This is a genomic window from Qipengyuania sp. SM2512 (genome assembly GCF_054954005.1).
Window position 1 is genome coordinate 3070191 of sequence record NZ_CM143134.1, and the last position, 13054, is coordinate 3083244.

The following is a 13054-nucleotide window of genomic DNA, read 5'->3' on the forward strand; positions in this document are numbered from 1 at the left end:
CTCAAGCCTCCGCGAAACCAAGCCGCTCGGCAATGGGCTGAGGCAGCGTGGTTATTCCTTCGGCTTTTAGGAGCGCGACGAAATGATCCTCGGCCAGTAGACGACCCATCGCCGAAGTGATGAACGCAAGGCGGCCTTGGGCCAACCCTGCTTTCTTGAGCAACTGGCGCTGCCGATCGACTTCCTTCTGATAGGCGCGCACTAGCGCCGCGGAGGTGGGAGCGGCGGTCCGCGGATTACCGGTTCGGATGCTCCTGATGCCCTTGCCAATAAGGTTGCGGTCATCGACAATACGGCGGATCGCGAGAATCTGATCGCCCGGAAGGCTGCCGTTCTCGTAGGCTTCTGTCAGCGCCCGTTGGACGTCCTCGTCGTTGGCCTTGGATATCTCGGCGGCGATGGTGTGCGGGATGATACCTCGCTCGACCGCATCGAGCAGGCGCTCTTCGCCCCTTTCGAGTAAGCCGGCGATCGAGTGCACATATTCGGAACTGAAACCGATCTTCTCACCGATCGCAGAATGCGTGTAACCCTGCTCGCGCAGACGCCCGACTTCCCGTATGAGTTCGAGCGGTGAAAGATTACGCCGGGCGAGGTTCTCGACCAAGCTCATGACGAAGCATTCTTCGCGGGTCGCATCAACGATCATCGCGGGGATCATGGATTGACCGAGCTTCTGGAAGGCTTCTTTCCGCCCCTGTCCACAGACGAGTTCGTAGCCGTCGCCAGCTTCCGCTCTGCGGACCGTGATCGGGCGTTTCAGTCCGACCTTCGCTATGCTTTCGACGAGCTCTTCGAAGGTGCGCTTGTTGCGCGCCCTCGGATTGAGGACTTCGATCGCTTCGATCGGGATGCTGACGATCTCGCCGCTCATGCCGCCCGTCCGATCGGGTGGCGCTTGAGCATGTGATACAGAGGATCGAGATCGTCAGTGCGATAGGCGTCCAGCGCGATACCGTTCGCTTCGCCTATCCGCATTGTTGCCAGTGCCCCGAGGTCGAGCCATGGCAAAAGGTAATAGTCGCGAACAGTTTGGTTGTCTGGGTTCATCCTGACAGCGACAGTAACGTCGGGTCGGTGCCTGTTATCGAAGCGTAGCTTCCAGCGAAGCGAACCAGCAGCGGTTTCGATGCACCGGATCATTACAAGTGAAATTGATACCTCACCGTTGGCTACAATGATGTCGCTCTGGAGATCGACCTCAATGTTTGTGGCCATTTGGCGGATGCGCTTTACCGTATCTTCGAACGCCTCACGCTGAAGAAGTCGGAGTAAGCGATTGGTTTCGAGATAGCGATAATCACGATCGGGCGTATATCCGATTAGCTGGTATGCGCGCACGAGGCTTCCGAACCGATGCCGATATGCGGCAGTCGAGGGCATCTCATCGTCTTCGTCGATCAGCAGCCCCGATAGCGCACCTCTCGATGCCAAGAGGTTCGATAGCATGCCAAGCAGTTCGTCGTCACTGAAGCGCCGTGCTCGCGCAGCGAGGATCGCCTGTGCGGCATTAAATAGTTCGCGATCGATGATTGGGGTGAAAGCAGCGTCTCCTCGCACCCACATCTTAGGGTCGTTGACCACCCGCTTTCGCTTCAGCTTATTGGAGATGCGGTTGTAGACGTTATTGCCGATGTATTTCTCGTTGGTCAGAATCTGCCGAACGGTTCCTCTATTCCATGGACGTTGGAGGTCGGTAGTGATGCCTTCCCGATTGAGTATCTCGGCAATCTCGCGTTCGGAGCGTCGTTGGAGAACGAACAGGCGGTAGATCCGTTCGACGATTCTGATTTCGCCTTCGGGTCCTGGGACGAGGATCACCCTGTCCGTCTGAAGGCTCTTATGCTCACCGCGTGAAAGAGGTGCCTTGGGTTCGTTCCGCTCGTTCACGAGGTGACGACGTAGACCGTAACCAGCGGGGCCTCCCTGACGATAGCCCAGCCGGATCAGACGGCACTGGCCCGTGAAGACCTTGGCGGAGAGTTCGCGGCTGTATTCGCCTGCCATCGCCCGTTTTATGTTTTTCATGACGGTAGAAGGCAGGCTGCCGTCGTTGTCGAATTGCTCGGCGCAGTAATGGATATTGATCCCGCGCTCGCGGCAGATGAATTCGTAGTAGGCGCTTTCGTCGGCGTCCTGAAAGCGGCCCCATCGGCTGATGTCGTAGACGAGGATGGCCTCGTAATCGGCCTGGCCTTGCTGAACATCGTCGATGAGGCGCTTGAGCGAATCTCGTCCCGCGATGCTGAGGCCGCTGCGTCCCTCATCGGCATAAGTTCTGACGATCTCGAAATTTCGCCGCGCGGCGTAACTCTCGATGATCTCGGCCTGGTTCTCGGTCGAATAGCGCTGATGATCGGTAGACATGCGCACGTATTGCGCGGCCCGTGTCTTTGTCTTTTTTCCTTCCGCTTCCATCATGCCTGGTCACCGGGTCTAGCGAGTCGGGCATCTCTCCCGATTAACCCGTTCGGCATAAGGGGAGTATGGTGGAATGTCTTTTTCGACGGATGACCGAAAATTTCGCGGTGGAAATGGAAATCGGTTTCCGATCGATCCCGCTGCGGAAACGGGCGCGATGTTGGCGGAGGTGGTGGCCGAGGCGTTAAAGGCGGACTTCGGAGCCATACCGTCCCATGTGAAGCATCTGGCGCGCCTAACAGGAACCAACGAGCGGACGGTTCATAATTGGCTGCTAGCTCGCAACGGGCCGAGCGGCACGGCACTCGTCGTCCTTATGCGTCACTCGGATGCGGTTACCGAGGCAGTCCTCGCACTAGCGGATCGCAATGAGCACTCTTCGGCGATTAGGCTTATGAAAATAAAAGAAATCTTGCGTGACAAAGCATTACAGCTGGTCGAATGCCTCGGCCCCTAGCTCAAACTTTGGTCGATCGTCGCGCTATTGCTCCGTTAAACCGACTTTCTTCCCGTTACCTTGCATGCTTTCGACACTCAGATAACCAGCAGCGCCAGGCAATCGTTATCTACTCAAGAGCCACTTCTATGCTGTTTTACGACGTCGAGAGCGCAAGCTTGTCTGTATTTTCGTCCTTGATCACCCTCGTCTCCAAATCGGTTAGATCACTCAGTTATGCGCCTGACATGCGAAGCATAACAACCATCCATGGCCGTGCGTTGAAAATCAATGTAGGCGCGGCATCAACGCTAATGGCCGGTAATGAAACCAGCATTCAGGGGGGGTAACATGGATCTGAGGGAGCGAATGCTTTCTGGAAGGAGGTCGACGTTCGCCTTCATTTTCATTCCTATCGGAATGGCGCTGGGGGCGTTTGCGGCCTCGGAGTGGGGACTTCCGCACATCGCGGATCAAAGCGGATGGACAGGCAAATTTGTCAATCCGTGGGCGACATTCGCTGCGCTTGTCCTGGTAAGCTTCGCGCAGGTCTGTCTCGCGACTCTTTTCGTTACCCTTGCCTACCTCTGGCTTATTCCAAAGGATCAACGAGAGGGACAGCTCGCAATAACGCACAGCGACGATAACTCGCATTACCTTGACGAATTTTTAGAGACCACAGAGCGCTACTGGTTCCGGGGGCGCTCGGGCCGATGGGTCCGCGCCAGGGTATTGCCGAGGTTGACAAAGCGCGCCGCCAAGCAGCAATCGGTGATTACGGTTAAGATGGTCCTCCCCGATCCAGCGATCCCGAGCCTCATGGCCAGCTACGCCACCTACCGCAACTCCATCACCTTCAGGGGCGGTGCTACGGAATGGACTAGCGATTACGTCACGCTCCAGGTGGTGGCGACGGTGGTCGCCGCCTACGTCAGCGCGTCGACATCGAAGTTCCTTGACCTCAGCATCGGGCTTGTCAGCTGGTTCTCGGCATACCGGCTCGACATTACCGATGGATCAGCGATGCTGACGGTCGAGGATCCAGGGCGACCGGCGCTGCGCGCGATAGGTTCATCCTTCATGTATCGGACCCAAAGGGCAGAAATCGAACAAAACCTTGAACACTCCAAATTACTTCGGAAGCCGCCAACCGCGTTCATAGGCAAGGAGTTGGACGAGCCATTTGTCGAACAGATTCTGCGCCACGTCGGTCTCGATAGCCTGCTCGGCACATCGCTAAAAGCCAGCGATATTCTTGAGGCCATAAAAAATCCTGACCAACCCTATGGATGAGGTCCGCGCGCTTAGTGATGCGGCTACGAGCGATCTCGCACTGCCCGCCGTAACCGATCGGTTGCGAGCTGCGTTGCCATTCATGGTCGACCTGCCTGCCGTGGGCCACCCAAATGGCTTCGTCGCCATGACCTTAACAATTCACGAAGGAGTGGAGGTGAGGCTACACATGTGGACCGGCGTGGAGAAGGCGCAGGAGGAGCATTCGATTCACGACCACATATACGATCTACGCAGTCTCGTGCTCATTGGCGGCCTTCACCAGACGCGCTGGAATGTCGAGCCGGACGCGCAAGGTCCGCTGGAGGAGTTTGCCGTGAGCTACGCTGAGGCAGGCAGTTCCCTCACGGCCACCGGTAAAAAAATGCGGGCTGACATCATCGAAACACGAAGCCTCGCCGCCGGAGAGCGCTACGGCGTGAGGGCTGGCGAATTCCACTCCATAAAAACAACCGTCCTGCCGACGGCCACCCTCTTCGCCAAAATCCCCTCCGCACGAGCGACTTCGGGACTTGTTATCGGCAAGCGCCTCCCTTCAGGCGGGCTGCGAAGCGAGCGTGCACAGCTCTCACCCGAACAGGTCGAAACGTGCCTGCGGAAGCTCGCGAGGTGCATCGGGCTCGAAGGCAGAAATGCGAAAGAACTAACTCGTTGAGCAATAGACTCGTAGAGCGGGTATAAAACGTAAGCCAGTTCGTCCTAGGGTGCTGCACAGTTAACAGTTTCATCAGGAGCGACCGCGGAGGTCGCGCGGTGACTATCAGCCATCAAATCCGCGTTGTCTAACTGAGACAACTCTTTGTCTACATCGACAACCCTTATGAAAGCATCTTCGATTGTCGCATCAGTTACCGGCAAATCTCGGAGGTTGGCGGATGCAATTTCTAGGCGCACACTGTGGTAGAGCGCCGCATCCCGAAAGGAGCGGCTGAGCACGTCAAGGGCTCGTGACTGGCGCTCTAGTGCGGCATTCCGAATGTCACCAAACGCGTGAAGAACTTGGCATCGATCGTCCACGCCTCGGTAGACCAACCTGCTATCCGAATGCTTCCGGCGGAGGGCACTCAAGCTTTCGTCTACTGCCTGCGTAACCGCAGGGCCGCCCGCACGGAGGGCCCTATGCATCAAAACCCCTGCTTCATTCACCAGATCATAATCCGCCTGGGCTGCATCGACTTCAGCTTGAGCAGCAATCTGGACCCGCTCTAGAGCGATCTCCACGCGATCGACGTCTTGCGCCGAAGCCGACCACCCCAAGGTCCCCGCGAATAAGGAACCCACGAACCACTTACCCGAACCCATACTTTGCCATTCCCAGGATTGAGCAGAACATGTCGGTAAGAGGTTCATTAGTGTCAAGTCGGTCGTCCCGCTTAGAAGCACGTTCGAACTTCATCTCAGTCAGTGCTTCAGTCGTTGCGGCAGCGCCCTCGGGTTCCGACCGCCCTCTCCGCTAAGCATCGATGCGCCAACTAAGTCGATGAAAACTCAGAATCATGCTGCCAGCAACCCCCGCTCCATCTCACCCATGAGATCCACATCCTTAGCAGGGTCGTGAAACAGGTGTCCGTAAACGTCATAAGTCATGGTGATCGAAGAGTGCCCCAGCATGGTCTGGATCTTCTTGGGCGGCCATCCTTGCTCGATGAAAAGCGATGCAGCAGCATGGCGCATTGCGTGCAACGAGAACCTCGGGGCGCCCTGCCCGTCCACGATACGGCACGACAGCATGAGAGGCTTGAAGATGCGATTGTAGATGTTGGAATGCGTCTCGACGTTACCGACGCCGTTGGGAAACACTAGGTTGTGCTCACCGGTGGGGCAGGCAGGCTTCCATGCCTTCAACACGGTCGACAGCAGTGGTCCCATCGGGATCTCGCGTCGGCTGGATCGGCTCTTGGTGTTGCCCATGTCACAATAGCGATCCGCCCGCTGCTTGACAGTAATGATGCTGCGGTCGAAATCGATCGCATCCCAAGTCAGTCCGCGCAGCTCCGACATGCGCATGCCAGTCAGCAGCGCGGTCATGATAAGCGGCTTGTGACGTTCCGGTGCATGGGCAATCAATGCCTTGATCTCGTCCTTGGTGGGAAACACCCGGTCGGGGTCGTGACGCTCAGCGCGACGAAGCTTCACGTCTCGCGCGACATTGTGCAACACCGCCCCTCGTTCCTGAGCGGCGCTGATGATCGACCGCAGCGTCGTCAGACATTTCTTCGCCATGGCGCGCGTGCTCTCGCGCAGCATGTGATCAAGGAAACCGCGGACGTCGACCGCCGATAGATCCTTGAGCAGCAGATGCCCTATCTTCGGCTCAATGTGGTTTTTCACATGGCCTCGGTAGGAATGCATCGTTGCCCGTTCGAGCTTTTCGAGCTCGCAGCGATCGAGCCAAATCTTAGCCGCATCGCTTATCGTGACTGTCGGGGTGCCGGTGGTGGTAGTCATGCTCATCCTAAGTGTTTGTGGTTGAGCATCATTTTACGACAAGCGGAGTGACCTGTCGGGCTATTTTTCCGCCTATTCGCTGGGTTTTTGTGCCTTCAATGTCTTTCTGTCTTCGCCCCATTCACGCAGAACGCGATTCACCTCTTTCGCATGAGCGGCAATAAACGCTTTGCGCTCCGCATGGGTTGCGCGCTGCCAATGATACGACAGCTTCGCGGCTGGTGATGTCGGGCCCCTCTTGCGGTATCCGGCCTCTTGTGTGGCTTGATAGACGGTCATCTCGCCATCATCGATCCGCGCGAGCAAGTCGCGATGACCGTCTTTTTCAAGACGGCCTAGCCAGTATGTGTTGTCGCGTTTGATCGTGCCTGCCATAGCTGCGATATAGACGCGTCTACATTGCTACGTCAACTTCTCGATCACCGGTGGCTTTTTCATCGAATTTTTCCGAGGCCGCGCAACGGCCGATAGCCATTTTTCGGTCCGAGCCCGAGTGGCTCCATGGTATACTGATGGCAAGCCAGTTCTGGCCCGCGACAGACGGTTAGCAACCGCGCGTTGCCATACGCACAAGGGATCTAGCCGCTTGCCCTGCGGCATATCGGTAGCCGGGAAGAAGACCGGAGCCGAGCGAGTGCGCGCAACGGGAAAATCAGCCGTTACGACCGGCTGGTGAAAGCCCCGCTCTCTACGAGGGCGAAAGGTTGCAAAAAGATGGGGGTAATTCCCCCTGCCCTGTGAGAGTTGAAGGAAAGCTCAGCGGGGTGTGTCCAGCATGCGCTGGATGACCGGACGGGCCGAGAGGCCGGGGTTTCGGAGCAGATAGGTTGGTAAAGCGTCCCACCAGCCTGATCGTCGCACGATCGATGTTCTCTACCACTTCCCATGGGATAACCAGGAATAACCCCTTCGCTACCATGATGACCTCTTTTCATGGTGGCGGGGGGATAAAGGTCTTCCTTGGGATAGTATTCTAAACACAGCAATCGAAAGAGCGATGCTGCCACGCAGCATCGATCCGCTGCCGGGCAAAGCCCGGTAGCAAAAGAACCATGAAGGAGAAAAATACATGAATACAATAAATGATTTGAACCATGAAGCCCATGCACCCCAGGATCGCAGCACCAGACAGAAACCTAACGCACTGGACTATATGGTCTGGCTGTATTCATGGCTGTTTATGGGCTGCATGGTTCTGACCAATCTATATTGAAGAAACCGGATTATATTCTTCTGCCCTACACCGGGGAATCTCTAACCTGCTGTTCTTTATGTATAAACCGTTTGTTATCGAAAACGGGTCGGTTCAATTTTTGAACTTTTTAGGACCACATACCCGCGCCGAGTGAGAGTTCTCCCCGAGCGCTTTGAAATATGTAGAAGTCCTAGAAATGGCTTCATCAACCGACCCGGATGACGCCGAAATCCCGCAGGTTTTTCATCCGACGCCATCCACCGGCGGTCTAGTCGAGAGTCAACAACTGCCCCCTTGCCCAGGTATAGATAGTAGCCCCGCCAACCAGCTTCTTCTCGTGAGATTCGAGCTCAGCTTCCTCGCCAACAATCGAGCAAATCTTCGAGAGCTTCGCTGCTTTCTGGCTATCCATTGGTCCCTCAATATCCAGCCGCTCGCAAAGCGCATCGAACTCATCTTGTGTTCGAATCTGACGCAATTTATCCAAGGCGACATTGATACCTGCCTTAACGTCTGCGGGGATGGTGGTGATCTGATTGTTCATGATTATGCCTTCCATGTTATTGGTTGTCGTTTGTTTCAGAACTTTTCGTATGTTGTCGGTCGACTAAGGTTTGGGCTAACAATCCCCGCGGGGGGTCAAACAGCGGGAACGCCTTTCAGACATCAACTTTTCGAGCCAATCTCGATGACCTCGAAGCCACCCCCGGTGGTTAGGATCGGGCCGGTCTCGATGCTGTCTTCCGTCAAGCAAATCGGACCCTGCGCCATGGCAAGTGCCCGTCTGCTTGAAATAGAAGTCCAAGCCGAGCGTAGCGCTTTGATCGCGTAGGCCTCGAGCCCAGCCGAGATCCATATACCGCGCCATTTGCCCGGTCTCACCGCCTGCTATGACCCACCTAGGGGCGGTGGAGTGTTCGAGCGTGATCGGACCTAGGAGCGGCTCAAAATTGCAGAAGGTGAACACTGGCTGCAACTTGATAGCCGTGTTCCGCAGTTGGCCCGCATCACGCTCATATTCGTCTTGGGTTGAGATGGACACGCCCAGCGCGACGTTCTTCGGCAGGTGGTCGACCATGGTTTCAACGTTGCGGACACGCCGGGTCAGAAGAAGCCACACGAGTTGCGGGGTGCGCTCGATCAGCTTGAACAGATCAGCGCGCCAATCTTGATCAACCGTCTCGTCGAACACATCTAAGAGCGAGCCACACAGCACAAACGGTCGCGTGCCCTCGGACGCAGCACGCGTGTTAATCGCTAGCGGCTTTTTCCAATAGGTTTGGGAAGTCCGTGAGCGCGATTCACCGTCTCCCCACTTTACCCTCCGAAGGCGTATATCTTGCTGCCGATACGCGTAGCATTCTCGGCATCCGGGACTGACCATGCTGCAGCCGATCCACGGGTTGAACGTGTAATCCGTCCAATTGAATTTGGTGATTTCCAATTTGCCTGCCTCCGTGTTTGCCCATCAGGAGCGATGGAGGCGCAGGCAAATACACACACTTTTGGCGGAGTAACGATGGATCGCTGTTGCGTTTAGGTGTCCGCGCTATAAGCCACTGTTTCTATGGCGATCGATAAGGCGAAGCAGGTTGCGCGCTGGAAGCGAAACAAGCGGTCCGAGCGGCTTCGGGAGAAAGCAGCTAGGCCAGCCCGGCCCTCATTCGATCCGAATTTTGAGACAGCCGTGTGGAATGAAGCGGAGAAGCGGGTCCGAAATTTTCCGTGGTCGATGTATGACCTCAAGCCGAAACGGTTCTATCCCCACCAAACACCGGAAACTTCTTATCCATTCATTTGCGACGTTTGGGCGGTGATCACACTACTCGAAAGCCAAAATACGATACGTCCGATCCCTACCAGACTTATTAGCTCGTTTCTCTGGGAAACGGGAAGAACTTACGGCGTGAAGAGAGATTCGCTACGGACGAAGATTGCAAGAGCTCGAAAGATCATCGACCATCTTGAGGCCTCGCCAGCTAGAGATTTCAGGGGAGCGTATTGGCCAAAGTTTCCAGAAAGCGTCGCCGAACATGGATCGGGGTTGAAGCAGCATGTGACATTAGTGCTCCGCAACTTGGCGATCGAATAAGTCACCTCCCCCAACCACATTTCCCACCCGCTTCCATCGCGGTGCGCATCTACGCTGTTTGCATCACCACAGCATAAGGAGTGTGATGCAATGCGAATGGAACTCTATGAGGTTAAGATCGTCCGACCCAACCGGTTGGTATCGGGTTATATCGCTGCCCCTGGCGAACAGCGGGCTTCCGAAATCATCCTCGACCGCGAGATTGCTCTGAACCAAGAGGCAGAGGGGTTCTCCCTCAAGCGGGTCGATGAGAGCCTACCCCGTTCACGGCGCAAGGGGCTCGACGCGCTTCTCGAATATGCACCGGCCGGATTCGCAAGCTACTGTGAACCTCTTGGCTGGCTCGGGCATGTGGTCCCGGCACAGCAGTTGCGGTTCTTCAGAATCGAAGAGGCGACAGGCGAGTCTCATTTCGTCATCGCCACCACCGGCGATCTCGCCGCAGCGGTCTATTGCGACTGCTCTCCCCTTGGTGAAGGCGAGCACCGCATGTTTCGCATCCACGACGGTTTCGAGGGACTGACCAGCGAAGGCAGGCGAAATCTGCCGGCGCTTCTGGATGCTGGCCCTATCGGTCTGATCGAATGGGATGACGAGCACGGCTGGTCGACCAAAGAGATGTGACGAAAGACCTTGCCCTGATCGGGTATCCCATTTCAGGGCAAGGTTTCCTTAGGCCAGCTTGATTGCAGCGACGATCAATCACCTACATGCGGCCTACGCTGTCTTTCACTCTTCCTCGACCGGCGCTGCAATGGGCACGGGAGAAGATCCCGTTGGAGCGGCTGCTGCGGTCGTGACCAGCGCGGGGGCCGGCGCTTCAATCACCATCGGTTTGGGAGCCGCCGCGACCATGGCAAGCTGAATGTCTTCATCGATAAACGCTGGCACTTCGCCGCCCATCGGCAGGACTGCACTCGTGCCGGTCACGAAGAAACCAACCACAGGAACCAACGCAACGGCTCCAATGACCCCAGCGGTGCCTGTAACGCCCTTGTCGTCGAAACTACCCGTCAGACGGATCTGACGGCCGTTGACGCGAGCGAAGAGGACGCGGGCCCCGAGGTGACCAGACTTGCCCCACATGCCCTTGTTGCGCACCGAGACGACCTCGCCTTCCGCAGGGCTACCGGCGGGAATGACCACCACGCCGTTGACCTCAACCGGAGCGGCGACCTCCATCTTGATTCTTTGACCGACGCGAGCGGCCTTCTCCTTGGTTGTGACCTCTTCCAGCAGCCGAAGAGTGATCGGTGTGCCTGCGCGAAGGACGGCATTCGCGGTGACTGGTGCCGCGATCGGTGATGTGACCGTCGAAGTGGGTGCGGGTTGAAATGTGACAGCGGTTTCCTGCGCAAACGCAGGCGTGGCGAGCGCGAGAAGCGCACCCGCTAGGTAGAGCGATTTCATTTTTGTATTCCCCCTGTCGACCGATGCCCCCTGGCACGGCCTCCCGTCTCGTAGAGACTACCAACCCCATTAGGAGTCAAGCGGTTGCGCGAGCCGAAAGAGGCATAGTTACTATCCCCCTTTCCTGGTCATCAGGGGTTTAGGCTTTGCCGGTTCGGTTTTTTTCGCAATTCGTTGGCGGTGGATTATCACAAGGCTAACAACATTGCTCCACCATCTAATTTATTGTAATATTCGAGTCGCCATCAAGACCCCGATGGCGGGCCAGTTCCTTCTGCGACCCGGGAACTGGCCCATTTCCTTTGAATCCTCGATGCAGCGGGGGAAAAGCCTGAGCGGTGTTCTCTCACTTTGTCATGTTTGGGGTTTCTGAAACAGCCAATCCAAATACGCTGCAAGCCTCACGCCGCCTTGCTGCATGCGTGTCTCAGCCGTGGCGAGATGCTCATATTGGTAGGCGTAGCCCAAGTTCGGCATCTCTTCGCCGGCGGCTGGATAGATCGTATCGCGGATCTGCGTGCTCTCGCCGATCCAGACTTGCGGGTTTGCATCCCACCAAGCGATCGTCTCGGAGGGCTCAATCTGGCGGTTCAGCCAGGTCGCATACTCGGTGTAGGACAGGTTCTGTCCTTCAATCATCTTACTGTCCCAGACCGAATGCAGGTTCGTGCTGTCGCCAAACCAGCGCACTTTCACATCGTTGCCGCCGCGATCGTCTCCGTTTCCAGCATGTAGCGGCTGGTGGACGTCGCCGACTATGTGCACGATGAAGCGAAGCGCGAGGGCCTTGTCCTCACGAGAGGCACTGGGGTCGCGGACTGTAGCGACAAAACGATCCAGCACGCTCAAGGCATCGCCTTCTTCAGGAGCGCCGACCTCGGCGTAGGTCTGACCTTCGGGAACGGTCACATAATGATAGGGGCCAGCTTCGCGCTGCCAGAACACGGCTGAATTGGATCGCTCTTCGTCAGCCCATGTCGATGCCTCGGCCAAATCCTCTTGACCAAGGATCAGCTCGATCTCGGCGCGGGTTTTGCCGCTGATGCGTTCGTCGGCAATCTCGCCGATGACCCGGTGACCCAGCTGACCCCATGCCGCAGCAGGGGAAGGCAGGGATACGGCAACGGCAGCGGCGATCAGGAAGGCTCTGTAGGGCATCTTAACTCCTCGATTGGACTTGCCATTCACCATCGCCAGATGACAATCTCGCGGCGATGAGAGATTGGGAGCCACACGATCCGAAGAAAGAGCGTCTGGCTTCGCTGGAAGCGACACTGCTCGGGGTCCTCATGATCTTTGCGGCTGGTGGTTTGCTGCTGTTTCTGTTTCGCGGATGATCTTGCGATAGCGATGACCTCGAAGCAAGAAATCTGGGCGCTGGCGCTGTGGGTGGAGCGGACGCATGGAGAGCTCGGCGCCTGCTTCATCGCCGAGCGGATTACGCACTTCGACACACAGGGCTCACCGCAGGCAGTCGCGCTCTGGAATCGCGTCGCGCGCAGCTACGACCAGCTCGGCGAGTGTTCACAACCGCCAGATTGAACTTTCCTACTTGGAACAAAATGTGAACATAGCGAGCTTCCATCGACTCGGAAGGTTGCCATGCTTATTCTCGATCCGGCTGCGCTTGCGGCCATCGCTGCCGTCATCACCGCTTGCTCTGCGCTCATCTGGGCCATCCGGCGCAAGCCATGAGCTCGAAGCGGCTCGACAGCATCTCGGACTAGACCCGGCACGGCTACCGTCTCCGGTGGATCGC

General features: G+C 56.9%; 16 protein-coding genes. 7 read left to right on the top strand and 9 right to left on the bottom strand.

Annotated features, from left to right (window positions below; translation table 11 throughout):
- Nucleotide 1: 1 nt before the first annotated feature.
- Nucleotides 2-874, bottom strand: coding sequence for a plasmid partitioning protein RepB C-terminal domain-containing protein (locus tag ACQ5J0_RS15090; RefSeq protein WP_462568399.1), 873 nt, complete (start codon nt 872-874; stop codon nt 2-4).
- Complete coding sequence (locus ACQ5J0_RS15095; RefSeq protein WP_462568400.1) at nt 871-2421, bottom strand: recombinase family protein; 1551 nt, start codon at nt 2419-2421, stop codon at nt 871-873. Before ACQ5J0_RS15095 ends, ACQ5J0_RS15090 begins: the two co-directional genes overlap by 4 nt.
- Nucleotides 2422-2494: 73 nt before the next feature.
- On the opposite strand from ACQ5J0_RS15095, the gene ACQ5J0_RS15100 reads away from it, so the two are divergent.
- From ACQ5J0_RS15100 to ACQ5J0_RS15110, 3 genes are all read left to right on the top strand, one after another.
- A complete protein-coding gene (locus tag ACQ5J0_RS15100) occupies nt 2495-2878 on the top strand; it encodes a hypothetical protein (RefSeq protein ID WP_462568401.1) in 384 nt (127 codons plus the stop codon).
- Nucleotides 2879-3208: 330 nt separating this feature from the next.
- Nucleotides 3209-4150, top strand: a complete 942-nt coding sequence (locus ACQ5J0_RS15105) for a hypothetical protein (protein WP_462568402.1) — start codon at nt 3209-3211, stop codon at nt 4148-4150.
- Nucleotides 4143-4805, top strand: a complete 663-nt coding sequence (locus tag ACQ5J0_RS15110; protein ID WP_462568403.1) for a hypothetical protein — start codon at nt 4143-4145, stop codon at nt 4803-4805. Before ACQ5J0_RS15105 ends, ACQ5J0_RS15110 begins: the two co-directional genes overlap by 8 nt.
- Before the next feature lie 44 nt (nt 4806-4849).
- Here ACQ5J0_RS15110 and ACQ5J0_RS15115 read toward each other — a convergent pair whose 3' ends face one another.
- The 5 genes from ACQ5J0_RS15115 to ACQ5J0_RS15135 form a co-directional block, all read right to left on the bottom strand.
- A complete protein-coding gene (locus tag ACQ5J0_RS15115) occupies nt 4850-5371 on the bottom strand; it encodes a hypothetical protein (protein ID WP_462568404.1) in 522 nt (173 codons plus the stop codon).
- Nucleotides 5372-5644: 273 nt separating this feature from the next.
- The gene (locus ACQ5J0_RS15120) at nt 5645-6598 is read right to left on the bottom strand and encodes a tyrosine-type recombinase/integrase (protein ID WP_462568405.1); all 954 of its coding nucleotides are present in this window, start codon (nt 6596-6598) and stop codon (nt 5645-5647) included.
- A 72-nt stretch (nt 6599-6670) separates the two neighbouring features.
- On the bottom strand, nt 6671-6973 hold the full coding sequence (locus tag ACQ5J0_RS15125) for a hypothetical protein (protein ID WP_462568406.1): 303 nt from the start codon (nt 6971-6973) through the stop codon (nt 6671-6673).
- 1088 nt (nt 6974-8061) lie between these two features.
- A complete protein-coding gene (locus ACQ5J0_RS15130; protein WP_462568407.1) occupies nt 8062-8337 on the bottom strand; it encodes a hypothetical protein in 276 nt (91 codons plus the stop codon).
- Nucleotides 8338-8412: 75 nt separating this feature from the next.
- Nucleotides 8413-9237 carry a DUF5131 family protein gene (locus ACQ5J0_RS15135; RefSeq protein WP_462568408.1) on the bottom strand — a complete coding sequence of 275 codons (825 nt, stop codon included), beginning with the start codon at nt 9235-9237 and terminating at the stop codon, nt 8413-8415.
- Nucleotides 9238-9360: 123 nt separating this feature from the next.
- On the opposite strand from ACQ5J0_RS15135, the gene ACQ5J0_RS15140 reads away from it, so the two are divergent.
- Together ACQ5J0_RS15140 and ACQ5J0_RS15145 are read left to right on the top strand one after the other, a co-directional pair.
- Nucleotides 9361-9885: a hypothetical protein gene (locus tag ACQ5J0_RS15140; RefSeq protein ID WP_462568409.1), complete on the top strand. Its 525-nt coding sequence runs from the start codon at nt 9361-9363 to the stop codon at nt 9883-9885.
- Nucleotides 9886-9981: 96 nt separating this feature from the next.
- Nucleotides 9982-10509, top strand: coding sequence for a hypothetical protein (locus ACQ5J0_RS15145; RefSeq protein ID WP_462568410.1), 528 nt, complete (start codon nt 9982-9984; stop codon nt 10507-10509).
- 105 nt (nt 10510-10614) lie between these two features.
- Here ACQ5J0_RS15145 and ACQ5J0_RS15150 read toward each other — a convergent pair whose 3' ends face one another.
- Nucleotides 10615-11295 carry a hypothetical protein gene (locus tag ACQ5J0_RS15150; RefSeq protein ID WP_462568411.1) on the bottom strand — a complete coding sequence of 227 codons (681 nt, stop codon included), beginning with the start codon at nt 11293-11295 and terminating at the stop codon, nt 10615-10617.
- Between the two features lie 354 nt (nt 11296-11649).
- Nucleotides 11650-12453, bottom strand: coding sequence for a S1/P1 nuclease (locus ACQ5J0_RS15155; RefSeq protein ID WP_462568412.1), 804 nt, complete (start codon nt 12451-12453; stop codon nt 11650-11652).
- Between the two features lie 56 nt (nt 12454-12509).
- Between ACQ5J0_RS15155 and ACQ5J0_RS15160 the strand changes: the two genes are divergently transcribed.
- Together ACQ5J0_RS15160 and ACQ5J0_RS15165 are read left to right on the top strand one after the other, a co-directional pair.
- A complete protein-coding gene (locus ACQ5J0_RS15160) occupies nt 12510-12632 on the top strand; it encodes a hypothetical protein (protein WP_462568413.1) in 123 nt (40 codons plus the stop codon).
- Between the two features lie 13 nt (nt 12633-12645).
- Nucleotides 12646-12837, top strand: a complete 192-nt coding sequence (locus ACQ5J0_RS15165; protein ID WP_462568414.1) for a DUF6961 family protein — start codon at nt 12646-12648, stop codon at nt 12835-12837.
- The last annotated feature ends 217 nt before the right edge of the window (nt 12838-13054 follow it).

What these genes read in the sequence shown, in the direction of transcription:
- ACQ5J0_RS15140 (WP_462568409.1), top strand. Translation starts at nt 9,361, where the DNA reads ATGGCGATCGATAAGGCGAAGCAGGTTGCGCGCTGGAAGCGAAACAAG.
- ACQ5J0_RS15110 (WP_462568403.1), top strand. Translation starts at nt 4,143, where the DNA reads ATGGATGAGGTCCGCGCGCTTAGTGATGCGGCTACGAGCGATCTCGCA.
- ACQ5J0_RS15090 (WP_462568399.1), bottom strand. Translation starts at nt 874, where the DNA reads ATGAGCGGCGAGATCGTCAGCATCCCGATCGAAGCGATCGAAGTCCTC.
- ACQ5J0_RS15160 (WP_462568413.1), top strand. Translation starts at nt 12,510, where the DNA reads ATGAGAGATTGGGAGCCACACGATCCGAAGAAAGAGCGTCTGGCTTCG.
- ACQ5J0_RS15145 (WP_462568410.1), top strand. Translation starts at nt 9,982, where the DNA reads ATGGAACTCTATGAGGTTAAGATCGTCCGACCCAACCGGTTGGTATCG.
- ACQ5J0_RS15150 (WP_462568411.1), bottom strand. Translation starts at nt 11,295, where the DNA reads ATGAAATCGCTCTACCTAGCGGGTGCGCTTCTCGCGCTCGCCACGCCT.
- ACQ5J0_RS15130 (WP_462568407.1), bottom strand. Translation starts at nt 8,337, where the DNA reads ATGAACAATCAGATCACCACCATCCCCGCAGACGTTAAGGCAGGTATC.
- ACQ5J0_RS15125 (WP_462568406.1), bottom strand. Translation starts at nt 6,973, where the DNA reads ATGGCAGGCACGATCAAACGCGACAACACATACTGGCTAGGCCGTCTT.
- ACQ5J0_RS15120 (WP_462568405.1), bottom strand. Translation starts at nt 6,598, where the DNA reads ATGACTACCACCACCGGCACCCCGACAGTCACGATAAGCGATGCGGCT.
- ACQ5J0_RS15155 (WP_462568412.1), bottom strand. Translation starts at nt 12,453, where the DNA reads ATGCCCTACAGAGCCTTCCTGATCGCCGCTGCCGTTGCCGTATCCCTG.
- ACQ5J0_RS15105 (WP_462568402.1), top strand. Translation starts at nt 3,209, where the DNA reads ATGGATCTGAGGGAGCGAATGCTTTCTGGAAGGAGGTCGACGTTCGCC.
- ACQ5J0_RS15100 (WP_462568401.1), top strand. Translation starts at nt 2,495, where the DNA reads ATGTCTTTTTCGACGGATGACCGAAAATTTCGCGGTGGAAATGGAAAT.
- ACQ5J0_RS15165 (WP_462568414.1), top strand. Translation starts at nt 12,646, where the DNA reads ATGACCTCGAAGCAAGAAATCTGGGCGCTGGCGCTGTGGGTGGAGCGG.
- ACQ5J0_RS15095 (WP_462568400.1), bottom strand. Translation starts at nt 2,421, where the DNA reads ATGATGGAAGCGGAAGGAAAAAAGACAAAGACACGGGCCGCGCAATAC.